Annotated in this window: 1 protein-coding gene (cut by a window edge); it reads right to left on the bottom strand. The window is 75.5% G+C overall.

All coding sequences use genetic code 11. From position 1 onward, the window contains the following. Positions 1-23,464: the 5' portion of a type I polyketide synthase gene (locus tag ACIGWZ_RS01635; protein WP_400059674.1), read on the bottom strand. Its footprint begins 5,096 nt before the window's first position; the window shows 23,464 of its 28,560 coding nt (coding positions 1-23,464); it begins with the start codon at positions 23,462-23,464; its stop codon lies off the left edge, out of view.

The raw sequence follows: 23,464 nt of genomic DNA, 5'->3' as shown, positions 1-23,464 counted from the left end.
TGGCGAGTTCGGCCCGCAGGCCTGCGGCGGTGCCCACCGCACCCCGCTCGGCGTCGCCCGGGTCCGCGAGCGCCTCGCGGGCCTCGGGCAGTTCCGCGAACAGGGCGCTGCGCCGGTTGCGGGTGAAGGCGGGCGCGAACCCGTCCCACCGCACGTCGGCGACCGTCACCGAGGGGGTGTCGGTGCCGAGGGAGCGGGCGAGCGCGGTCAGGGCCCGCGCGGGGTCCATCGCGGGCAGCCCGTTGGCCCTCAGGTGGGCGGCCAGGCTGTCGGAGGCGGTGTCGGCCCAGCCGCCCCACGCGACGGTCGTGGCGGGCAGTCCGCGTGCGCGCATGGTGCGTGCCAGGGCGTCGAGTTGGGCTCCGGCCGCCGCCTCGGTACCCCGGCCGCCGGCGCCCCAGGTCCCGGCGATCGAGGAGAAGAGGACGAACGCGTCCAGCGGGCGGTCGCCGACCGCCGCCTCGGCCACGGCCGCCAGGCTCTCCACGTCCGCGCCCAGCGCGGCCAGCGCGGCGCCGGGGTCCTCGGCGGCGGCGGACCCGTACGCGTCGGCGTCGGACGGCCCGGCCGTATGGACCACGGCGGTCAGCGGCGTCTGCGCCGGGAGCGCGGCGAGCGCGGTCAGCAGCGCCTCGCCGTCGGCCGGTGCGCAATCGAGCACCGTCAACGGCACGCCGAGGGCGTCGAGTTCGGCGCGCAACTGCGCCGTGTCCGGTGCGGTGGGGTCGGCCAGTACGAGGTGCTGGGCGCCCTGTCCGGCGAGCCAGCGGACGCAGTGTCCGCCGGTGCCGGACGCCGGGCCGACGACCAGGACCGTGCCGGTCGGCTGCCACGGAGTCGCGGCGGCGTCATCCGTGGCGCGCACCAGCCGTCGCCCGAAGACGCCGGAGGGCCGCAGCGCCACCTGGTCCTCGTCGCCGGTGCCGGAGAGTACGGCGCGAAGCCGTTCGGCCGAGCGCCGGTCGAGTACCTGCGGTACGTCGACCAGGCCACCCCAGCGGTCCGGGTGGTCCAGGGCGGCGACCCTGCCGAGCCCCCACACCGCCGCCTGGGCGGGGCTGACGTCGGTCTCCGAGCGGCCCACCGACACCGCGCCGCGGGTCAGGCACCACAGCGGGACGTCGATTCCGGCGTCCGCCAGTGCCCGCAACGCCTCGTCGGGCCAGGCCGGCCCGGAGGGGAGGGCGTCGGTGTACGGGGCGGCGAGGAGCGAGACCACTCCGGTGAACTCGACGCCCTCGGCCGCGAGTTCGGACAGCCGTCCGGCGAGCGCGCAGCGGTCGGTCGGGGCGGCTTCGACGGTGACCGGCTCGCCGAGTGCCGCGAGCACGGCCTCGGTCCACTCGTCGTCGGCGCCGCCCGCCGGAACGAGCGCCAGCCACGGCCCGGCGAGGGTGCCGGGCGCGGCGCCGGTCAGCGGCTCGAAGGTCACGTGATAGCGCCAGCCGTCCACGGTTGACCGCTCGACGCGCTTGCGGCGCCAGGCGGACAGGGCGGGGACGAGCGCCGACAGCGCGGCGTCGTCCAGCTCCAGGTCGGCCGAGAGCGACGAGAGGTCCTCGCGCTCCACCGCGTCCCAGAACTCGGCGTCCGCCGGGTCCGGCGCACCGGTCCGCGCATCCGCCGCGGGCGCGCCGTCCGGCCAGTACCACTGGTGCTGGAAGGGGTAGGTGGGCAGGTCGACGCGGCGGGCGCCGGTACCGGCGAACCACGCGGCCCAGTCCACCGCCACACCCGTGACGTGCAGGTGTGCGAGAGCGGTGACCAACGAGGTCTCCTCCGGCCGGTCCTTGCGCAGGGCCGGAACGGCGGTCGCGGCACCGTCCAGGGTGTGCTGAGCCATCGCCGTCAGCACGCCGTCCGGGCCCAACTCCAGGAAGACCGAGGCGCCTTCGGCCTCCAGAGCGCGCACGCCGTCGGCGAACCGCACGGTCTCGCGGACGTGCCGGACCCAGTAGCCGGGCGAGCACAGCAGCTCCTCGGCGGCCGGTTCACCGGTCACGTTCGAGACGACCGGGATCTGCGGCGCCTCGTACGACAGGCCCTCGGCCACCCGGCCGAAGTCCGCCAGCATCGGCTCCATCAATGGCGAGTGGAAGGCGTGGCTCACCGACAGCCGCTGCGTCTTGCGGCCCTCGGCCGCCAGCTCGGCGGCGATGCGGACCACTTCGGCCTCCTCACCTGCAAGGACGACCGACTCCGGGCCGTTGACCGCCGCGATCGACACCCCGTCGACCAGCCGCGCGGCCACCTCGCTCTCCGCCGCCTGGACGGCCACCATCGCGCCACCGGCCGGCAGGGCCTGCATCAGCCGCGCCCGCGCCGCCACCAGCTCACACGCATCCGCCAGCGAGAACACCCCGGCCACATGCGCCGCCGCGATCTCGCCGATCGAATGCCCGGCCACGAAGTCCGGACGTACGCCCAACGACTCCACCAGCCGGAACAACGCCACCTCGAGGGCGAACAGCGCCGGCTGGGTGCACCCCGTCTCGTCCAGACCCTCCGCATCGCCGAAGATCACATCCCGCAGCCCGGCGTCGAAGTGCGCCAGGACCTCGTCCAACGCCTCGGCGAACACCGGGAACCGGCCGTACAACTCCCGGCCCATGCCCACTCGTTGCGCACCCTGGCCCGAGAACAGCACCGCCAGCTTCCCGTCGGCCTCCTGGGCGACGCCGCGTGCCAGTTCCCGTACGCCCGCTCCGTCGGCCGCGAGGACCGCTCGGTGGGTGAAGGCCGCCCTGCCGGTGGCGAGGGAGTGGCCCACGTCGACCGGTGACGGGCCGGTCAGCGCGGAGATCCGCTCGATCCCTGCCGCCAGCGCGGCCTCGGACCTGCCCGACACCGGCCAGGGCACGATGCCCGGCACCGTGGCGGGCCGCTCCGGCGCCACGGGCTCCTCGGCGTTCGGCGCCTGCTCGATGATGACGTGGGCGTTGGTGCCGCTGACGCCGAAGGCGGAGACGCCGGCCCGCCGGGCGCGCCCGGTCTCGGGCCACTCCTGCTGCTCGGTGAGGAGGGAGACCGTGCCGTCCGTCCAGTCGACGTGCGAGGACGGGGAGTTGAGGTGCAGGGTCTTGGGCAGGACGCCGTGGCGCATCGCCAGGAGCACCTTGATGGTGCCGGCGACGCCGGCCGCGGCCTGGGTGTGACCCAGGTTCGACTTGACGGCGCCGAGCAGCAGCGGGTGGTCCTTCGGCCGGTCCTGTCCGTAGGCGGCGATGAGGGCGTGGGCCTCGATGGGGTCGCCGAGGGTGGTGCCGGTGCCGTGCGCCTCGACGACATCGACGTCGGCGGGGGTGAGGTCGGCATCGGCGAGAGCCTGGCGGATGGCGCGCTGCTGGGCCCGTCCGCTGGGCGCGGTCAGCCCGTTGGAGGCGCCGTCCTGGTTGACGGCGGTGCCGCGCACAATGCCCCATACGTCGTGGCCGTTGCGGCGCGCGTCGGAGAGGCGTTCCAGGAGGAGGACGCCCACGCCCTCGGACCAGCTGGTGCCGTCGGCCGCGTCGGCGAACGGCTTGCACCGCCCGTCGGGGGCCAGTCCACCCTGGACCGTGAACTCGGTGAAGGAGTCGGGGCTGGACATGACCGAGACGCCGCCGGCCAGGGCGAGGCTGCACTCGCCGCTGCGCAGGGCGCCCGCGGCCATGTGCAGGGCGACCAGCGCGGAGGAGCAGGCGGTGTCGACGGTGACGGCCGGGCCCTCCAGCCCGAAGGCGTAGGAGAGGCGGCCGGACATGACGCTGGCGGTGTTGCCGGTGGCGACGTGGCCGCGGATGTCGGCGGTGCCGGTGCCCTGGCGAAGGAGCGTGGCGTAGTCCTGGCCGTTGGTGCCGATGAAGACGCCGGTGCGGCTGCCGCGCAGGGTGGTCGCGTCGATTCCGGCGCGCTCGAACGCCTCCCAGGAGGTTTCCAGCAGCAGCCGCTGCTGGGGGTCCATGGCCAGGGCCTCTCGCGGCGCGATGCCGAAGAAGGGGGCGTCGAAGAGGCCGACGCCGTCCAGGAAGCCGCCTTCGAGGGTGGCGGAGGCTCCCTGGGCGAGTGCGTCCAGGTCCCAGCCGCGGTCCGCGGGGAATCCGCTGATCGCGTCCTCGCCGCGGCTCAGCAGCTGCCAGAGGTCCTCGGGGGACCGGACGCCGCCGGGGAAGCGGCAGTTCATGCCGACGATGGCGATGGGGTCGTCGTCCGCCGCCCGGCCGGCGAGGGCCGGGGTGCCGGTTCCGGACTCGGGCAGGGCGCCCAGGAGTTCGGTGAGCAGGAAGTCGGCGAGGGCGGTCGGGGTCGGGTAGTCGTAGACGAGGGTCGCGGGCAGTTTCAGGCCGGTGGTGGCCGTCAGGGTGTTCCGCAGTTCGACGGTGGTCAGCGAGTCGAAACCGAGGTCGCTGAAGGCGCGGTCGGCGCCGATGTCCGAGGTGCCGGTGTGTCCGAGGACGGCGGCCACCTGGGTGCGTACCAGGTCCAGGACGAAGCGCGGGCGCGCGGCCGGGGAGAGCCCGGCGAGCCGCTGGCGCAGGGCCGGTTCCCGTAGGGCGGCTTCGGGTGTCCCGGCGGGCGGCGTGGCCCGGAGCAGTTCGGGCAGGTCGCCGACGAGGGGGCTGGGGCGCAGCGCGGTGAACACGCTCGCGTAGCGCTGCCAGTCGATGTCCGCGAGGGTCAGCGTCGGGGCGTCGTGCTCGATCGCCTGGCGCAGGGCGCCGAGGGCGAGCTGGGGTGCCATGGGGGTGAAGCCGCCGCGGCGGACGCGGTCCTGGATGCCGGTGCCGTCGGCCGCCATTCCGGTCTCGGCCCAGGGGCCCCAGGCCAGCGAGGTCGCGGGCAGGCCGTGGGCGCGGCGGTGTTCGGCGAAGGCGTCGAGGAAGGCGTTGGCGGCGGCGTAGTTGCCCTGGCCGGGTGCGCCGAGGGTGCCGGCGACGGAGGAGAAGAGCACGAAGGCGCTCAGGTCCCGGTCGCGGGTCGTCTCGTGCAGGTTGAGGGTGGCGGTGACCTTGGCGCGCAGGACGGCGGTGAACTGCTCGGGGGTGAGCGTGTCCAGGGTGCCGTCGTCGACGGTGCCGGCGGTGTGGAACACCGCGGTGAGCGGGTGCTCGTCGGGGATCGCGGCCAGTACGGCGGCGAGCGCGTCGCGGTCGGCGGTGTCGCACGCCGCGAGGGTGACCCGGGAGCCCAACTCCTCGATTTCTTCGGCGAGTTCGGCGGCACCTGGAGCGTCGGCGCCGCGTCGGCTGACCAGTAGCAGGTGTGCGGCACCCGCGCCGGCCAGCCATCGGGCGACGTGGCCGCCGAGCGCGCCGGTGCCGCCGGTGACGAGCACGGTTCCGGTGGGGCGGTACGTGCCCGCCTCGGGGGCCGGTGCGGCGCGGTGGTGGACCAGCCGGCGGACGAAGGTCGCGGTGGTGCGCAGGGCGAGCTGGTCCTCGCCGTCGCTGTCGGCGAGGACGGTGGCCAGGCGGCGCAGGGTGGTGCCGTCGAGCGCGTCGGGGAGGTCGACGAGGCCGCCCCAGCGCTGCGGGTGCTCCAGCGCGGCCACTCTGCCCAGACCCCAGACGGCGGCCTGGGCGGGGCGGGCCGGGTGTTCGGCGCGGTCCACGGCCACGGCGGTGCGGGTCACGCACCACAGCGGGGCCTCGATGTCGGCGTCGCCCAGGGCCTGGAGGGCGGTGGCCGTCAGCAGCAGGCCCGCGGTCGTGGCCGCGTCGGCGTCCCCGGCGTTCTCGGTGTCCCCGGCGCCTTCGCCGGCCGTTGCCAGCAGGGACAGGACGCCCGCGAACCCGCCGTGTTCGGCGACCAGTTCGCTCAACGTCCCGGCCAGCTCCTGGCGCTGCGGAGCGGTCACGTCGACCCGTACGGAGTCGGTGCCCAGGGCGCCGACGACCTGGTCGGTCCAGGCTCGCTCGCCGTCGGCCGGCGCGAGCACCAGCCAGGTGCCGGCCGGGTGTCCGGCGGCGGCCGGGCCGGTCCGGGGCTTCCAGGTGGTCCGGTAGCGCCAGCCGTCGACGGTGGAGCGCTCCCGGCTCTTGCGCCGCCAGGAGGAGAGGGCGGGCACGACGGCAGTGAGCGTGCCGTCGTCCAGGTCCAGCGAGGAGCCCAGGGACTGAAGGTCCGCGCGCTCGACGGCCGACCAGAACTCCGCTTCCGCCGCGTCGGCGGGGTGTGCGGGTGCGGCGGCTTCGGCGGTCGGCTCGGGCCAGTAGCGCTCGCGCTGGAAGGGGTAGGTGGGCAGGTCGACCCGCCGGGCGCCGCCGTCCGCGAACACGGCGTCCCAGTCGATCCGTACGCCGTGGAGGTGGAGCCGGGCCAGTGCGGTGGTCAGTGCCGGGGCCTCGGGCCGGTCGCGGCGCAGTGCCGCGATGGCGGTGGCGGGGGTCTGCTCGTCGGTGCCCTCGCGTACCGCGCCGCTGAGTACGGCGTCCGGGCCGAGCTCGAAGAAGGTCGTCACACCGTGCTCGGTGAGGTGCCGTACGGCGTCGGCGAAGCGGACGGTGCCGCGGACCTGCCGGGTCCAGTACTGCGGCGCGCACAGGTCGTCGGCCGTGGCCGGCTCGCCGGTCAGGGTGGACACCAGCGGCAGCGACGGCGCGTGGAAGGTCACTCCTTCGGCGACGCGGGCGAAGTCGTCCAGCATCGCGTCCATGTGCGGCGAGTGGAAGGCGTGGCTGACCCGCAGCCGCTTGGTGCGGCGGCCGAGCTCGCGGAAGTGGTCCGCCACGGCGCGTACCGCGTCCTCGTCGCCCGCGACGACCAGGGACGCCGGGGTGTTGACGGCGGCGACGGACAGGCGCCCTTCGTACTCCGGGAGGAGCGGCAGCACCTCGTCCTCGGCGGCCTCGACGGAGGCCATCGCGCCGCCCGGGGGCAGGGCCGCCATCAGACGGCCGCGGGCCGCGACCAGGGTGCAGGCGTCCTCCAGGGAGAGGACTCCGGCGGCGTGCGCGGCGGCGAACTCTCCGATGGAGTGGCCCGCGACGTAGTCGGGGCGCAGGCCCCAGGACTCGGCGAGGCGGAACAGCGCCACTTCGAGGGCGAAGAGGGCCGGTTGGGTGTAGCCGGTGTCGTCCAGCAGCGCGGCCTCGGGGGTGCCCGGGTCGGCGAAGAGGATCTCCCGCAGCGGGCGGTCGAGTGCGAGGTCGAAGTGGGCCAGCACGGCGTCCAGGGCCTGTGCGTACACCGGGTGGCGGTCGTAGAGCTCGCGGCCCATTCCCGGGCGTTGGCTGCCCTGGCCGGTGAAGAGGAAGGCCAGCCGGCCGCGGTCCGGGCGGCCGGTGAGCAGTCCGCCGTCGGGGGCTGCGTCGCGCAGCGCGGTCAGGGCGCGGAGGAGGGTGTCGGGGTCGTCGGTGACGACGGCCGCGCGGTGTTCCAGGGCGGCGCGGGAGGTGGCGAGGGAGAAGGCGAGGTCGGTGAGCGGGAGGTGGGGGTGGTCGGCGAGGTGGGTCAGGAGCCGCCCGGCCTGGGCGCGCAGGCTCGCTTCGGTGCGTCCGGACAGGGTCACGGGGACGGGGGCGGGGTCGGCCGGGCGGGCCGGTGCGGCCTCGGTGGTTTCCTCGGGCCGGTCTTCCGGGGCCTGTTCGAGGATGGTGTGGACGTTGGTGCCGCTGAGTCCGAAGGAGGAGACGCCCGCGCGGCGCGGGTGTGCGGTGCTCGGCCAGGGCAGCGGTTCGGTGAGCAGGTGGATGGCGCCGGAGCTCCAGTCGACGTGCGAGGAGGGCCGGTCGATGTGCAGGCTCTGCGGCACGGTGGCGTGGCGCATGGCCAGGACCATCTTGATGACGCTGGCGACGCCGGACGCCATCTGGGTGTGGCCGATGTTGGACTTGACGGAGCCCAGCAGCAGCGGGCTGTGCGCGTCGCGGTCCTCGCCGTAGGTGGCGAGCAGGGCCTGGGCCTCGATGGGGTCGCCGAGGGCGGTACCGGTGCCGTGGCCGTCGATGACGTCGACCTCGGCGGCCGGCACGCCGGCGTTGGCCAGGGCCTGGCGGATGACGCGCTGCTGGGACGGGCCGTTGGGCGCGGTCAGTCCGTTGGAGGCGCCGTCCTGGTTGACGGCGGAGCCCCGGATGACGGCCAGGATCTGGTGCCCGTTGCGGCGGGCGTCGGACAGTCGCTCGACGAGGACGAGGCCGACGCCCTCGGCCAGGCTCATGCCGTCGGCCTGGTCCGAGTAGGCCTTGCAGCGGCCGTCGGCCGCCATCGCGCGCTGCCGGCTGAAGCCGACGAACGCACCGGGCGTGGACATGATGCTGACACCGCCCGCGAGGGCCAGGGAGCTCTCGCCGTTGCGCAGGGACTGGCAGGCCAGGTGCAGGGCGACCAGGGAGGAGGAGCAGGCGGTGTCGAGGGAGACGGCCGGGCCCTCGAAACCGTAGGTGTAGGAGAGCCGGCCGGACAGGACGCTGGAGATGGTGCCGGTGATCAGGTGCCCCTCGGCGCCCTCCGCGCTCGCGCCGGAGGCCCCGTAGTCCTGATAGCTGGCGCCGATGAACGTGCCGGTGCTGCTGCCCCGCAGGGTGGCGGGATCGATCCCGGCGCGCTCCATCGCCTCCCAGGAGGTCTCCAGCAGCAGGCGCTGCTGGGGGTCCATGGCCAGGGCCTCGCGGGGCGAGATGCCGAAGAAGGAGGCGTCGAAGTCGGCGGCGTCGTGCAGGAAGCCGCCCCGGGTCGAGTAGGTGTGGCCGGCCCGGTCGGGGTCGGGGTCGTAGAGGCCCTCGGCGTCCCAGCCGCGGTCGGCGGGGAACTCACTTGTGGCGTCGCCGCCTTCGGCGACCAGGCGCCACAGCTTCTCCGGGGAGTCGACGCCGCCGGGGTAGCGGCAGCTCATGCCGATGATGGCGATGGGGTCGTCGTCGGCGACGGCGGTGTTCGTGGTCGTGGCGGTGGTGCCGGTGGCGGACCCGGCGAGGGACTCGCGCAGGAAGGCGACGAGGGCGAGCGGGTTGGGGTAGTCGAAGACCATGGTGCTCGGCAGGGCGAGCCCGGTCACGGCGGCGATCCGGTTGCGCAGGTCGACGGCGGTCAGCGAATCGAAGCCGACGTCGCGGAAGGCGCGTTGTTCGGAGAGGACGTCGGGTGAGGCGTGGCCGAGTGCGGTGGCCGCCTCGCCGCGGACGAGGTCCAGCAGGAGCCGGTCCTGCTCGACGGCGTCCAGCCCGACGAGTCGGTTGGCGAACTCGCTCCCGGAGTCCGGGACGTCGGCGCCGGCCGACGCCAACTCCCCCACCTCCGGCAGGTCTTCGAAGAGGGTGGTGGGCCGTGCGGCGGTGAAGACGGGGTGGTAGCGCTCCCAGTCCACGTCCGCGACGGCCAGCACCGTCTCGTCGTCGTCGAGGGCCTGTCGCAGCCCGGTGAGGGCCAGCTGCGGGTCCATGAAGACCAGTCCGCTGCGGCGGATCTGGCCGGGGTCGACGCGGCCGAGCTTGAGGTCGTCGGCCCAGATGCCCCAGGAGACGGCGGTGGCGTGGGCGCCGCGGGCGCGGCGGTGTTCGGCCAGGGCGTTCAGGTAGGCGTTGCCGGCGACGTAGGCGGCGTGCGCGCCGCTGCCCCACAGGCCGGCGGTGGAGGAGTACAGGACGAAGGCGTCGAGGTCGTCGCCGAGGAGTTCGTCCAGATGGCGGGCGCCGGTGACCTTGGCGTCCATGACCTTCGCGAAGTCGTCGGGCGTCGTCTCGTCCAGCGAGGCCAGCTCGATGGTGACGGCGGTGTGCACGACGGTGCGTACGGTGCGGCCCTCGGCCTCCAGCGCGGCGAGCATCTGCGCCACCGCGTCGCGGTCGGTCAGGTCACAGGCGACGACACCGGCTTCGCAGCCCGACTCGGTCAGTTCCCGGACGAGTTCGTCGGCGCCGGGCGCCGCCGGGCCGCGGCGGCTGGTGAGCACGATGTGCTCGGCGCCCTGTTGGGCGAGCCAGCGGGCGAGGTGCGGGGCGAGGGTGCCGGTGCCGCCGGTGACGAGGGTGGTGCCCCTCGGCGTCCAGGGGTCGGCCGGGGACGGGGTGGCGCCGGAGGCGCGGACGACGCGGCGGGTGAGGACACCCGAGGCGCGCAGGGCGAGCTGGTCCTCTCCGGTGCGGCCGGTCAGGACGGCGGCCAGGCGCTCGCCGGCCCTCTGGTCGAGCCGCTCGGGCAGGTCGACCAGGCCGCCCCAGCGCTGGGGGTGTTCGAGGGCGGCGGTCCAGCCGAGGCCGAGGATCTGGGCCTGGTCGGGGTGGGTCAGCCGGTCCGCGCGGCCGGTGGCGACGGCTCCTTGGGTCAGGCACCACAGGGGTGCGTCGATTCCGGCGTCGCCGAGTGCCTGGACGAGCGCGAGGGTCAGGGCGAGCCCGCGGGTGAGCGCCGGGTGCGTGGTGCTCTGCCCCTCGGCCTCGGCCAGCAGGGACACCACGCCCGTGAGGTCCGCCGCGTCGCCGAGGTCGGTCAGGCGCGCGGTCAGGGTCGCGCGATCGGCGCAGGCGTCGTCCAGGACGAGGGTGCGCGGGTCGGCGCCGTGAGCGGCGAGGACACCGGTGAGGGTGCCGGTGTCGGCCCCTTCGGGGGCGACGACGAGCCAGGTGCCCGTCAGGGCGGCCGTGGGCAGGCCGGTCAGCGGCTTCCAGGTGGCCCGGTAGCGCCAGGAGTCCACGGTGGACTCCTCGCGGCGGCGTTTGCGCCAGTGTGAGAGGGCCGGGAGGACCGGGGCCAGGGAGCCGCGGTCCAGGCGCAGGCTGGAGGCGAGGGCGTCGACGTCCTCCTCCTCGACCGCCGTCCAGAACTCCGCGTCCGCGGGGTCCGCTTCGGCCCGGTCCCGGGACCGGTCGGGGATCGCCCACAGGTGCTCGCGCTGGAAGGCGTACGTGGGCAGCGGCACCCGGCGGGCGCCGGTGTCGGCGAAGACGGCGGACCAGTCGGCGCCCGCGCCCCGGACGAAGGCCTCGGCGAGGGAGGTCAGGAAGCGGTCGGTGCCGCCCGCGTCGCGCCGGAGCGTGCCGAGCACCGCGGCGGCGCCGTCGGCTTCCTCTGCGGTCGCCTGGATGCCCATGGCGAGGACGGGGTGGGAGCTGACCTCGATGAAGAAGTGGTGGCCCTGGTCGAGGAGTTCGCGGATGGCGGGCTGGAAGCGGACGGTGCCGCGCAGGTTGGTGTACCAGTAGTCGGCGTCCATGCCGGTGGTGTCCAGCCAGTCGCCGGTCACCGTCGAGAAGAAGGGCACCTGCGCGGGGCGCGGGCGGACCGGCGCGAGGACGCGGTGCAGCTCGTCGCGCACCCTCTCCACCTGCGCGGAGTGCGAGGCGTAGTCCACGGCGATGCGCTTGGCGCGGACGTCCTCGCCGACCAGCTCGGCCTGGAGGGCGTCCAGCGGCGCGGTGGCGCCGGAGACGACGGTGGACCGCGGGCCGTTGACGGCGGCGATCGACAGGTCCTCGTACGCGGCGAGGCGCTGTTCGACGTCGGCGACGGGCAGCGGGACCGACAGCATGCCGCCGGATCCGGCCAGCCCGCGGGCGATGGCCTGGCTGCGCAGCGCGACCACGCGGGCCGCGTCCTCCAGGGAGAGCGCCCCGGCGACGGCCGCCGCGGCGATCTCGCCCTGCGAGTGGCCGACCACGGCGTCGGGGGTGATGCCGTGGGAGGTCCACAGCGCGGCCAGGGAGACCATGACGGCGAAGGAGGCGGGCTGTACGACGTCGACGCGGTCCAGGGTCGGCGCGCCGTCGGCCTGGCGCAGCACGTCGAGCAGGGACCAGTCGACGAACTCGGAGAGCGCGGCGGCGCATTCGGTCAGGCGCTCGGCGAAGACCGGGGACTCCTCCAGGAGCCGCGCTCCCATGCCGACCCACTGGGAGCCCTGGCCGGGGAAGACGAAGACGGTCTTGCCGTCGGTGTCGGCCGTGCCCTGGACGACGCCGGGTGCGGAGCCGCCGGTGGCGAGGGCGTCGAGGGCCGCGCGTCGGGTCCGGTCGTCGGTGCCGACGACGACGGCGCGGTGGTCGAAGAGGGTGCGCGTGGCCACCAGGGTGTGGCCGGCGTCGAGGGCGCCGGGTGCCTGCTCGCCGTCGAGGTGGGCGGCGAGGTTGACCGCCTGGGCGCGCAGCGCGCCCGGGGTCCGGGCGGACAGCACCCAAGGGATGGCGCCGCCGGCCGGGGGAACCGGCCCCGCGGGGGTCGACTCGCGCGGCCGGGGGGCCTCTTCGAGGACGGTGTGGGCGTTGGTCCCGCTGATGCCGAAGGAGGAGACCGCGCAGCGGCGCGGGCGCGCGCCCTCGGGCCAGTCGGCGGGTTCGTGCAGCAGGGAAACGGTGCCGGGGGTCCAGTCGACGTGGCTGGAGGGGGTGTCGGCGTGCAGGGTGCGCGGCAGCTGTCCATGGCGCAGGGCCAGGACCATTTTGATGACGCCGGCCACGCCGGCCGCCGACTGGGTGTGGCCGATGTTGGACTTGACGGAGCCCAGCAGCAGCGGGCCCTGCGGGTTGCGGTCCCGGCCGTACGTGGCGAGCAGCGCCTGGGCCTCGATGGGGTCGCCGAGGGCGGTGCCGGTGCCGTGGGCCTCGACGGCGTCGATGTCCGCGGGGGCCAGCCCCGAGTTGGCCAGGGCCTGGCGGATGACGCGTTGCTGGGAGGGGCCGTTGGGGGCGGACAGGCCGTTGGAGGCGCCGTCCTGGTTGATGGCCGAGCCGCGGACGACGGCCAGGATCTCGTGTCCGTTGCGCTGGGCGTCCGAGAGGCGCTCCAGGACGAGGACGCCGACGCCTTCGGCCAGGGTCATGCCGTCGGCGCCCTCGGAGAACGCCTTGCAGCGGCCGTCGCCGGCCAGGGCCCGCTGCCGGCTGAAGGCGACGAACGGGTTGGGGTTGGTCATCACGGTCGCGCCGCCGGCCAGGGCCAGGGAGCTCTCGCCGTTGCGCAGCGACTGGCAGGCCAGGTGCAGGGCGACCAGGGACGAGGAGCAGGCGGTGTCGACGGTGACCGCGGGTCCTTCGAGGCCGAAGAGGTAGGCCAGGCGCCCGGAGAGCACGCTGGGGCTGGTGCCGGTCACGAGGTGGCCGGCGGAGCCGTCCTCGACGCCGAGTCCGTACTCCTGGTAGGTGGAGCCGATGAAGGTCCCGGTCGCGGTGCCGTGGACGGTGGTGGGGTCGATGCCGGCGTGCTCGAACGCCTCCCAGGTGGTCTCCAGCAGCAGCCGCTGCTGGGGGTCCATCGACAGCGCTTCGCGCGGCGAGATGCCGAAGAAGGAGGCGTCGAACTCGCCCGCGTCGTGCAGGAACCCGCCCTGGGTGGAGTACGTCGTGCCGGGGTTGTCCGGGTCGGGGTGGTAGAGGCCGGTGTTCCAGCCGCGGTTGACGGGGAAGTCGGTGATGGCGTCGACGCCCTCGCTGACCAGGTCCCACAGCTGCCGCGGGGAGCGGACTCCGCCGGGGAAGCGGCAGCTCATGCCGACGATGGCGATGGGCTCGTCGAAGCCGCCGGCGGCCACGGTCGCGGGTGCGGCCGGGTCACCGCCGGTGCCCAGGAGCTCCTCGCGCAAGTAGCGGGCGAGGACGGCGGGGGTGGGGTAGTCGAAGACGAGGGTGGCGGGCAGGGCCAGGCCGGTGAGGGCGGCCAGCCGCTTGCGCAGTTCCACGGCGGTCAGCGAGTCGAAGCCGGCGTCGCGGAAGGCCCGCCGCTCCGCGATGGCGTCCGCGGAGTCGTGGCCGAGGGCGAGGGCCGCCTCGGCCCGCACCAGGTCGGCCAGCAGCCGCTCCTGCTCGTCCTGGTCCAGGCCGCGCAGGCGGGCGGCGAACTCCGGCGCGGCGCTCTCGGCGTCGCCCTCGGCACGTACGAGGGCCTGGACCTCGGCCAGTTCGTCGAAGAGGGCGCTCGCGCGGCTGGAGGTGAAGACGGGGTGGTAGCGCTCCCAGTCGATGTCGGCAACCGTGACGGTGACGTCCTGGTGGACGACGGCGCGCCGCAGTTCGGCGAGGGCGGTCGTGGGCGCGAGGAAGCGCAGCCCGCGCTTGTGCAGTTCGTCGGTGACGGCCTCGTGGGTGGCCATGCCGGCCTCGGCCCAGGGCCCCCAGGCCACGGAGGTGGCGGGCAGGCCGCGGGCCGCGCGGTGCTCCGCGAGGGCGTCGAGGTAGGCGTTGGCGGCGCCGTAAGCGCTCTGTCCGGCGCTGCCCCACACTCCGGCGATCGAGGAGACCAGGACGAAGAAGTCCAGGTCGTGGCCGTCCAGGAGGGTGTCGAGGTGGGCCGCGCCGAGCATCTTGGCGGCCATCGTCCGGGCGGCGTCGGCCAGCGGGGTGTCCGCGAGGGCGGCTGCCTGGCCGACGCCGGCCGCGTGCACGACGCCGGTCAGCGGGTGCTCGTCCGGTACGGAGTCCAGCAGCGCGGCGAGGGCCGCGCGGTCGGCGGTGTCGCAGGCCGCGAGGGTGACGCGGCAGCCCAACTCCTCGATTTCGGCGGCCAGTTCACTGGCGCCGGGGGCGTCGGGGCCGCGGCGGCTGGTGAGCATCAGGTGCTCGGCGCCGCTGCGGGCGAGCCAGCGCGCCACCTCGGCGCCGAGCGCTCCGGTGCCGCCGGTGACGAGTACGGTGCCGCGCGCGGTGAACGCGTCGGCGGGGGGCAGTTCGGCCTGGGGGTGGCGCACCAGGCGGCGGCCGAGGGGGCCGGTGCCGCGGAGGGCGATCTGGTCCTCGCCGCCCCGTGCGGCCAGCGTGCTGACGAGGTGCTGTACGGCGGGGGCGTCGAGGGCGGGCGGCAGGTCGATCAGGCCGCTCCACAGCTGCGGGTGCTCCAGGGCGGCGACCCGGCCCAGGCCCCAGACCGCGGCCTGGAGGGGGTTGGTGAGCGGGTCGTCGGAGCCGGTGGTGACGGCGCCGCGGGTCAGGGTCCACAAGGGCGCGGCGAGGCCGGTGTCGGCGAGCGCCTGGATCAGCACGAGGCTCAGCGCGAGCCCGTTGGGCGGCTGGGCGCCGACCTCGGTCCCGGGCCGGTCGGCGAGCGGCAGCAGGGACAGGATGCCCGCGAAGGCACCTGCCCGCGCGCCTGCGGCGTCGAGGCGGGCGGCGAGTTCGGTGCGTTCGCGGCAGGCCTCGTCCAGTACGAGGGTCTCGAACTGGGCGCCGTGGCCGCGCAGCCCGTGCAGGATCTCGTCGCTGTCGATGCCGTCGGCGGTGACGAGCAGCCAGGTGCCGTCGAGTACGGGCGCGGCGGCCGTCTGCACGGGGCGCCAGGCGACGCGGTAGCGGGTGGAGTCCAGCAGTGCCTTCTCGTGCCGGTGCTGGCGCCAGGAGGACAGCGCGGGCAGCAGCGCGTACAGGGAGGCGTGCTGTTCGTCGCGTAATCCGAGGAGGGTGGCCAGCTCCGCGGCGTCGCCGCGTTCGACGGCGCCCCACAGCTCGACGTCCGCGGGGTCGGCGGCGGCCTGCGCGAGGCGGACCGGGGCCGGCTCGGGCCAGTAGCGCTCGTGCTGGAAGGCGTAGGTGGGCAGGTCGACCGTGCGCGCTACGGTGCCGGCGAGGTACCCGGGCCAGTCGACGGCCGTGCCGCGGACGTGCAGGCGGGCCAGCGCGGTGGCCACACAGCGTTCCTCGCCGCGCCCGGCGCGCAGCAGCGGGACGAATTCCGCGTCCGTGTCATCGCCCAGGGTGTCGTGGGCGGGGGCCGACAGCGCGCTGTCGGGGCCGAGTTCGAGGAAGGTGGCGGCGCCGCAGGCGTGCGCGGCGCGCACGGTGTCGGCGAAGCGGACGGTGCCGCGCGCGTGCGCGACCCAGTAGTCCGGGGAGCGCAGTTCGTCGTCGGTGGCCGGCCGTCCGGTGAGCCCGGAGATGACGGTCACGTCCGGCGCACCGTAGGTGAGCTGCGCGGCGACCTCGCGCAGGCCGTCGAGCGCGGGCTCCATGAGCGGCGAGTGGAAGGCGTGGCTGACCTTCAGGCGCTTGGTCTTGCGGCCCTGTGCGGCGAACTGGGCGGCGATCTCCTCGGCCGCGGCCGCCTCTCCGGCGACGACGACGGCGCGGGGGCCGTTGACGGCGGCGAGGGACACCTCGTGCTCGCGGCCGGCGAGCAGCGGGGCGACCTCGTCCTCGGTGGCCTCGAGGGAGATCATCGCGCCGCCGGCGGGCAGTGCCTGCATCAGCCGTGCCCGCGCGGCGACCAGGCGGGCCGCGTCGGGGAGCGAGAGGACGCCCGCGACGTGCGCGGCGGCGATCTCGCCGACGGAGTGGCCCAGCAGGACGTCGGGGCGTATCCCCCAGGTGCGCAGCAGCCGGTACAGCGCCACCTCGAGGGCGAACAGGGCGGGCTGGGTCCACTCGGTGCGGTCCAGGAGTGCCGCCTCGGGGCTGCCCTCCGGTGCGAACAGGACGTCCTTGAGGGGGCGGTCCAGGTGCGGGTCGAGGGCGGCGGTCACCTCGTCGAGGGCCTGGGCGAACGCGGGGAAACGAGCGGCGAGTTCACGGCCCGCGCCGGGGCGCTGGCTGCCCTGCCCGGCGAACAGCACGGACAGCTTGCCCGCGCCGCCGGTCTCGCCCTCGGTGAGCGCGGGGCCGGGCCGGTCGGCGGCCAGGTCGGCCAGTGCGCCCAGCAGTTCGTCGCGGTCGCCGGTGACGACGGCGCGCTGGTCGAAGGCCGAGCGGGTGGTGGCGAGGGAGAGCGCGACGTCGGCCGGGTCGAGGTCGGGGCGCTCGTCGAGGAAGGACCGCAGGCGGGCGGCCTGGTCCCGCAGCGCGGCCCGGCTCTTGCCGGACAGCGTCCAGGGCACGACGGCCGGGGTGAGCGCCGGCTGTTCGCGCCGGTCGGGGGCGGCCGACGGCTCCTCGACGATGAGGTGGGCGTTGGTGCCGCTGAAGCCGAAGGAGGAGACGGCGGCGCGGCGCGGCCGGCCGGCCTGCGGCCAGGGCGTCTCCTCGGTGAGCAGGCGCACCGCCCCGGTGTCCCACTCCACGTGCGAGGACGGCTCGTCGGCGTGCAGGGTGCGGGGCAGCACGCCGTGGCGCATGGCCATGACCATCTTGATGACGCCGGCGACGCCGGCCGCGGCCTGGGTGTGGCCGATGTTGGACTTGACGGAGCCCAGCAGCAGCGGGTTCTGCGGGTCGCGGTCCTGGCCGTAGGTGGCAAGCAGCGCCTGGGCCTCGATGGGGTCGCCGAGGGTGGTGCCGGTGCCGTGGCCCTCGACCGTGTCGATGTCCGTGGCGGACAGGCCGGCGGCGGCCAGCGCCTGCCGGATCACCCGCTGCTGGGAGGGGCCGTTGGGGGCGGTCAGTCCGTTGGAGGCGCCGTCCTGGTTGACGGCGGAGCCGCGGACGACGGCCAGGACCTGGTGCCCGTTGCGGCGGGCGTCGGAGAGGCGTTCCAGGACGAGGACGCCGACGCCCTCGGACCAGCCGACGCCGTCGGCGCTGTCGGAGAACGCCTTGCAGCGGCCGTCCGGGGACAGGCCGCGCTGCCGGGAGAACTCGATGAGGGCGCCCGGCGTCGACATGACCGTGACGCCGCCGGCCAGCGCGAGCGAGCACTCCCCCGCGCGCAGTGCCTGCATCGCCCAGTGCATGGCGACCAGCGAGGACGAGCAGGCGGTGTCGACGGTGACGGCGGGGCCTTCGAGGCCGAGGGTGTAGGAGATGCGCCCGGAGGCGACGCTCGGGGCGGTGCCGCTGCCCTGGTGGCCCTCGAACTGCCCGCCGGAGAGGACCGTGGCGTAGTCGTTGTACATCACGCCCGCGAACACGCCGGTCCGGCTGCCGCGCAGGGACACCGGGTCGATGCCCGCGCGCTCGACGGCCTCCCAGGACGCTTCGAGGAGCAGCCGCTGCTGGGAGTCGGTGGCCAGGGCCTCGCGGGGGCTCATGCCGAAGAAGGCGGGGTCGAAGTCGGCGGCGGTGTGCAGGAATCCGCCGAAGCGGGAGTAGGAGGTGCCGGTGCGGTCCGGGTCCGGGTCGTAGAGCGCGTCCAGGTCCCAGCCCCGGTCGGTGGGCAGGCCCGAGATGGCGTCGGTGCCCTCGCTGACCAGCCGCCACAGGTCCTCGGGCGAGGCGACGCCGCCCGGGTAGCGGCAGCTCATGCCGACGATGACGATGGGGTCCTCGTCGGCGGCGGCACGGGGGGCGCCGACCGCGGTGGCGGCTTCGGAGCCCATGAGTTCGGCGAGGACGTGCGCGGCGAGGCCGTCGACGGTCGGGTAGTCGAAGATGACGGTCGCGGCGGTGCGCAGGCCGGTGGCCGCGTTGAGCCGGTTGCGCAGTTCGACGGCGGTCAGCGAGTCGAAGCCCAGCTCGCGCAGCGGGCGCCGCGGGTCGATGTCGGCGGTGGTGGAGTGGCCGAGTACGGCGGCCACTTGGCCGGCCACGAGGTCGAGCACGACCTCGTGGCGGTCGGTCTCCGGCAGCCGGGACAGCTTCTGTACGAGGGTGACGGCGGCCTCCGAGCCCGAGACCACCGCGCGGCGGGCCGGGGTGCGGATCAGGCCGCGCATCAGTGGCGGTATCTCGCCCTGGAGGCGCAGGACGGACAGGTCGAGCCGGGTCGGCAGCAGGACGGCGGCGTCCGTGGCGGTGGCCGCGTCGAAGAGGGCGGTGCCCTGTTCCTCGGTGAGCGCGGGCGTGCCCATCCGGGCCAGGCGGTCGAGGTCCTCGTCCGTCAGGCCGCCGGTCATTCCGGCGGTGGGCGCCCACGGGCCCCAGGCCAGGGAGAGCCCCGGCAGGCCCTGGGCGCGGCGCAGTTGGGCGAGCGCGTCGAGGAAGGCGTTGGCGGCGGCGTAGTTGCCCTGACCCGCCGCGCCCACGGTGCCGGAGAGGGAGGAGAAGACGACGAAGGCGGCTAGGTCCAGGTCCCGGGTGGCCTCGTGGAGGTGCCAGACGGCGTCGGCCTTGGGTCGCAGGACCGCGCCGATCCGCTCGGGGGTGAGCGATTCGATCACGCCGTCGTCGAGGGTGCCGGCGCTGTGCACGACGGCGGTGACGGGGTGCTCGGCGGGCACGCCGGCGAGCAGCCGCTGCACGGCGGCGCGGTCGGCCAGGTCGCATGCCGTGAGGGCCACCCGGGCGCCGTGCTCGGTCAGTTCGGCGACGAGTTCCCGAGCGCCGTCGGCGTCGGCGCCGCGGCGGCTGGCGAGCAGCAGGTGCCGGACGCCGCGCTCGGTGACCAGGTGCCGGGCCAGTACGCGGCCCAGGCCGCCGGTGGCCCCGGTGAGGACGACGGTGCCCTCGGGGTCCCACTCCGCGGCGGCCCCCGGCGCCTGGGCGCGGGCGAGCCGCGCGGTGAGCACGGCGGCGCCGCGGACGGCGGCCTGCGGCTCGTCCAGGGCCAGGGCCCGCAGCAGCGGCCCGACGGCCGGCTCGGTGGCGGCCGGGTCGAGGTCCACCAGCCCGAAGCGGCCGGGGTGTTCGCTCTGTGCGGCGCGCACCAGGCCCCAGACGGCGGCGGTCACCGGGTCCGGTGCCTGCCGGGCGTCGGTGGCGACGGCGCCACGCGTGACGAAGACCAGCCGGGACGCGGCGCAGCGCTCGTCGTCCAGCCAGGTCCGCAGCCGCTCCAGGACGTGGGCGGTGCGGGCGTGCACGGCGGCGACCACGTCGTCACCGGCGCCGTCGGCGGTAGCGGCGTCCCCGGCCGCACCCTCGACGGGGGCGAGGACCACGTCCGGGACGTGGCCGGCGGCGTCCGGGCCGGGCAGCGCCGTGACGGCGAGGTCCGGCGCGGCATCCGGCGCCGAGAGGGCCCGCTCCAGGCCGAAGAGGTCCGGGCCGAGGACGGCGACCGAGGCGGGCGCCGTCCGGGCGGCCTGGCGCGGTTCGCTCCAGCGCAGCTCGAACAGGGCGTCGCGGACGAGGGAGTCGGCGGCGCCGATCCGCTCGTCGGGCAGGGTGCGCAGGACGAGCGAGCCGATGGAGGCGACGGGGGCGCCGGTGGTGTCGGCGACGGCGATCGCCACCGCGTCGTCCTCGGCCGGGGTCAGCTTCACGCGGACCGTGCCGGCCCCGCTCGCGTGCAGGGTCACGTCCTGCCACGAGAAGGGCAGACCGCCGCGGGCGTGCTCGCCCAGGTCGGCGAAGGCCGCGGCGTGCAGCGCGGCGTCCAGCAGGGCCGGGTGGATCCCGAACGCCGCGGCGGACGCGGCGTCGGCGCCCTCGGCCTCCGGGAGGGCCACCTCGGCGTAGACGTCGTCGCCGCTGCGCCAGGCGGCGCGCAGGCCCTGGAAGAGCGGGCCGTATCCGAAGCCGGTGTCGGCCATGCGGTCGTAGAAGCCGTCCAGGTCCAGCGGGCGCGCGTCGGCGGGGGGCCAGACGGTGGCGTCGAAGTCGGCGTGGTGCTCGCCGGCGACGAGGGTGCCCGAGGCGTGCTGGGTCCAGGGGAGTTCCTCCGGCCCGTCGGGGCGGGAGTGGACGCTGACGGCGCGGCGGCCCGACTCGTCGGGGCTGCCCACCCACACCTGGACCTGGACGCCGCCCTGCTCGGGCAGCACCAGCGGGGCGGCCAGGGTGAGTTCCTCCACCCGGCCGCACCCGGCCTCGTCCCCGGCGCGCACGGCCAGCTCCAGGAAGGCGGTACCCGGCAGCAGCACCGTGCCGCGCACGGCGTGGTCGGCGAGCCAGGGGTGGGTGCGCCGCGACAGCCTTCCGGTCAGCAGCAGGCCGTCGGAGTTGGCGACCGACACGGCCGCCGTCAGCAGCGGGTGGTGCGCCGCGCCCAGGCCGGCGGCGCGTACGTCTCCGCCCGTCGCGGGCGTGCTCCTGGGCCAGTAGCGGCGGCGCTGGAAGGCGTAGGTGGGCAGGTCGGTGCGCCGGGCGCCGGTGTCCTGGAAGTAGGGCTCCCACTGGACGGCCACGCCGCGGGTGTGCAGACCCGCCAGCGCGGCGGTGAGGGTCTCGGCCTCGGGGCGGCCCGGCCGCAGCACGGCGAGCGTGGCGGGGACGCCGTCGGCGGGGCCGGCGGCGTCGGCGGAGTCGGGGTCGCCGACGACGGTGCCGGTCGCGGCCAGGGAGTTCTGGGCCATGGCGGACAGGACGCCGTCCGGCCCCAGCTCCAGGAAGGTGGCGGCGCCGTGGCCGTGGAGCCAGTCGAGGGTGTCGGCGAACCGTACGGCGTGCCGGGCGTGGTTCACCCAGTACTCGGGGGAGGTCAGCTGCTCCACCGTGGCGAGGGTCCCGGTCAGGCCGGAGACGACCGGGATGACGGGCGCCTGCGGTGTGAGCCGGGAGACGGCGGTGCGGAACTCCGCCAGCATGGGCTCCATGAGCGGGGAGTGGAACGCGTGCGAGACGCGCAGCCGCTTGGTCCTGCGGCCCAGCGCGGCGAAGTGCTCCGCGACGGCGCCGACCTCGTCGGACCGGCCGGCGACCACGACGGCGGCGGGCCCGTTGACCGCGGCGATCGAGACGTGGTCCGCCCGGTCCGCCAGCAGCGGCAGGACCTCGTCCTCGGTGGCTTCGAGGGAGACCATGGCGCCGCCTTCGGGCAGCGCCTGCATGAGGCGGCCGCGGGCGACCACCAGGGCCGCGGCGTCGGCCACGGAGAAGACCCCGGCCACGTGCGCCGCGGCGATCTCTCCGATGGAGTGCCCGGCGAGGAAGTCCGGCTTGATGCCGAAGGACTCGGCGAGCCGGTACAGCGCCACCTCGAGCGCGAACAGCGCGGGCTGGGCGTAGCCGGTCCGGTCGAGCAGGGCGGCCTCGGGCGTGCCCTCGGCGGCGAACAGCACGTCCTTCAGGGGCCGTTCGAGACCCCGGTCGAGGTGGGTGAGGACCTCGTCGAGGGCGGTGGCGAAGACGGGGAAGCGGGCGGCCAGTTCACGCCCCATACCCGGCCGCTGGGAGCCCTGGCCCGCGAAGAGGAAGGCGAGCTTGGACCGCGTCCGGGCGGTGTCCTGCACCAGGCCGGGGGCCGGCGTGCCGTCGGCGAGCGCGGTGAGGGCGGCGCGGGCCGTGCCCAGGTCGGCCGCGGTGAACGCGGCGCGGTGCTCCAGGCCGGAGCGGGCCGTGGCCAGGGAGTAGGCCACGTCCACGGGCGCGAGACCGGGGTGGGACGTGAAGTGTTCGAGCAGCCGCGCCGCCTGGGCGCGCAGCGCCTCGCGGGTGCGGCCGGAGACGAGCCACGGGACGGCGCCGGCCGCCACGGGTTCGGCGGCCGACGGCGCCTGGTCCTCCTGGCCGGCCTCGGGGGACGGGGCGGCCGGGGCCTCCTCCAGGATCGTGTGGGCGTTGGTGCCGCTGAGCCCGAACGAGGAGATGCCGGCGCGGCGCGGCTGTTCGCCCTGCGGCCAGGCGACCTGCTCGGTGAGCAGGCGTACGGCGCCCTGTGTCCAGTCGACGTGCGAGGACGGCGCGTCCACGTGGAGTGTGCGCGGGAGCAGGCCGTGCCGCATGGCCAGCACCATCTTGATGACGCCGGCCATGCCGGCCGCCGCCTGGGTGTGGCCGAGGTTCGACTTGACGGATCCCAGCAGCAGCGGGTGGTCGGCGTCGCGGCCCTGGCCGTAGGTGGCCAGCAGCGCCTGGGCCTCGACCGGGTCGCCCAGCGCGGTGCCGGTGCCGTGCGCCTCGACGACGTCGATCTCGTCGGCCGAGAGCCGCGCGCTGACCAGCGCCTGCTCGATCACCCGTTGCTGCGACGGGCCGTTGGGCGCGGTCAGCCCGTTGGAGGCGCCGTCCTGGTTGACGGCGGAGCCGCGGATGACGGCCAGGATCTCATGGCCGTTGCGGCGGGCCACCGAGAGGCGCTCCAGGACCAGGACGCCCACGCCCTCGCCCCAGCCGGTGCCGTCCGCGGAGTCGGCGAAGGAGCGGCAGCGCCCGTCGGCGGCGAGCCCGCCCTGGCGGCTGAACTCCACGAAGGTGGTGGGGCTGGACATCACGGTGACGCCGGCGGCCAGCGCCAGGGAGCACTCGCCCTGCCGCAGGGAGTGGGCGGCCAGGTGCAGGGCCACGAGGGAGGACGAGCAGGCGGTGTCGACGGTGACCGCCGGGCCCACGGTTCCGAAGAAGTACGCGAGCCGGCCCGAGAGGACGCTGGTGGTGGTGCCCGTCAGGGCGAAGCCCTGGACGTCGTCGTCCGGACCCACCCGGTACTCCTGGGGCATCGCCCCGACGAACATGCCCGTCCTGCTGCCCCGGACCGCCGCCGGGTCGATGCCGGACCGCTCGAAGGCTTCCCAGGAGGACTCCAGCAGCAGTCGCTGCTGCGGGTCCATGGCGAGTGCCTCACGGGGGGAGATCCCGAAGAAGGAGGCGTCGAACTCGGCCGCGTCGTGGAGGAATCCACCGGAGAACTCCCCCGCGTCCTCGGCCAGCAGCTCCCAGCCGCGGTCGTCGGGGGCGGCCGTGATGCCGTCCCCGTCGGCGGCGAGCAGGGACCAGAGCCCTTCGGGGCTGCTCACGCCGCCCGGGAAGCGGCAGCTCATGCCCACGATCGCGATCGGCTCGCGGGCCGCCGCCTCCAGCTCGCCCACCCGCTGCCGGGAGCGCCGCAGGTCTGCGCCGGCCCGCTTCAGGTAGTCGCGGAGTTTCTGTTCCTGATCCAT

The organism is Streptomyces sp. NPDC053427 (genome assembly GCF_044544985.1).
Lineage (GTDB): Bacteria > Actinomycetota > Actinomycetes > Streptomycetales > Streptomycetaceae > Streptomyces.
The sequence above is the reverse complement of the archived record's forward strand: the minus strand, read 5'-3'. Positions and strand labels throughout refer to the sequence as shown.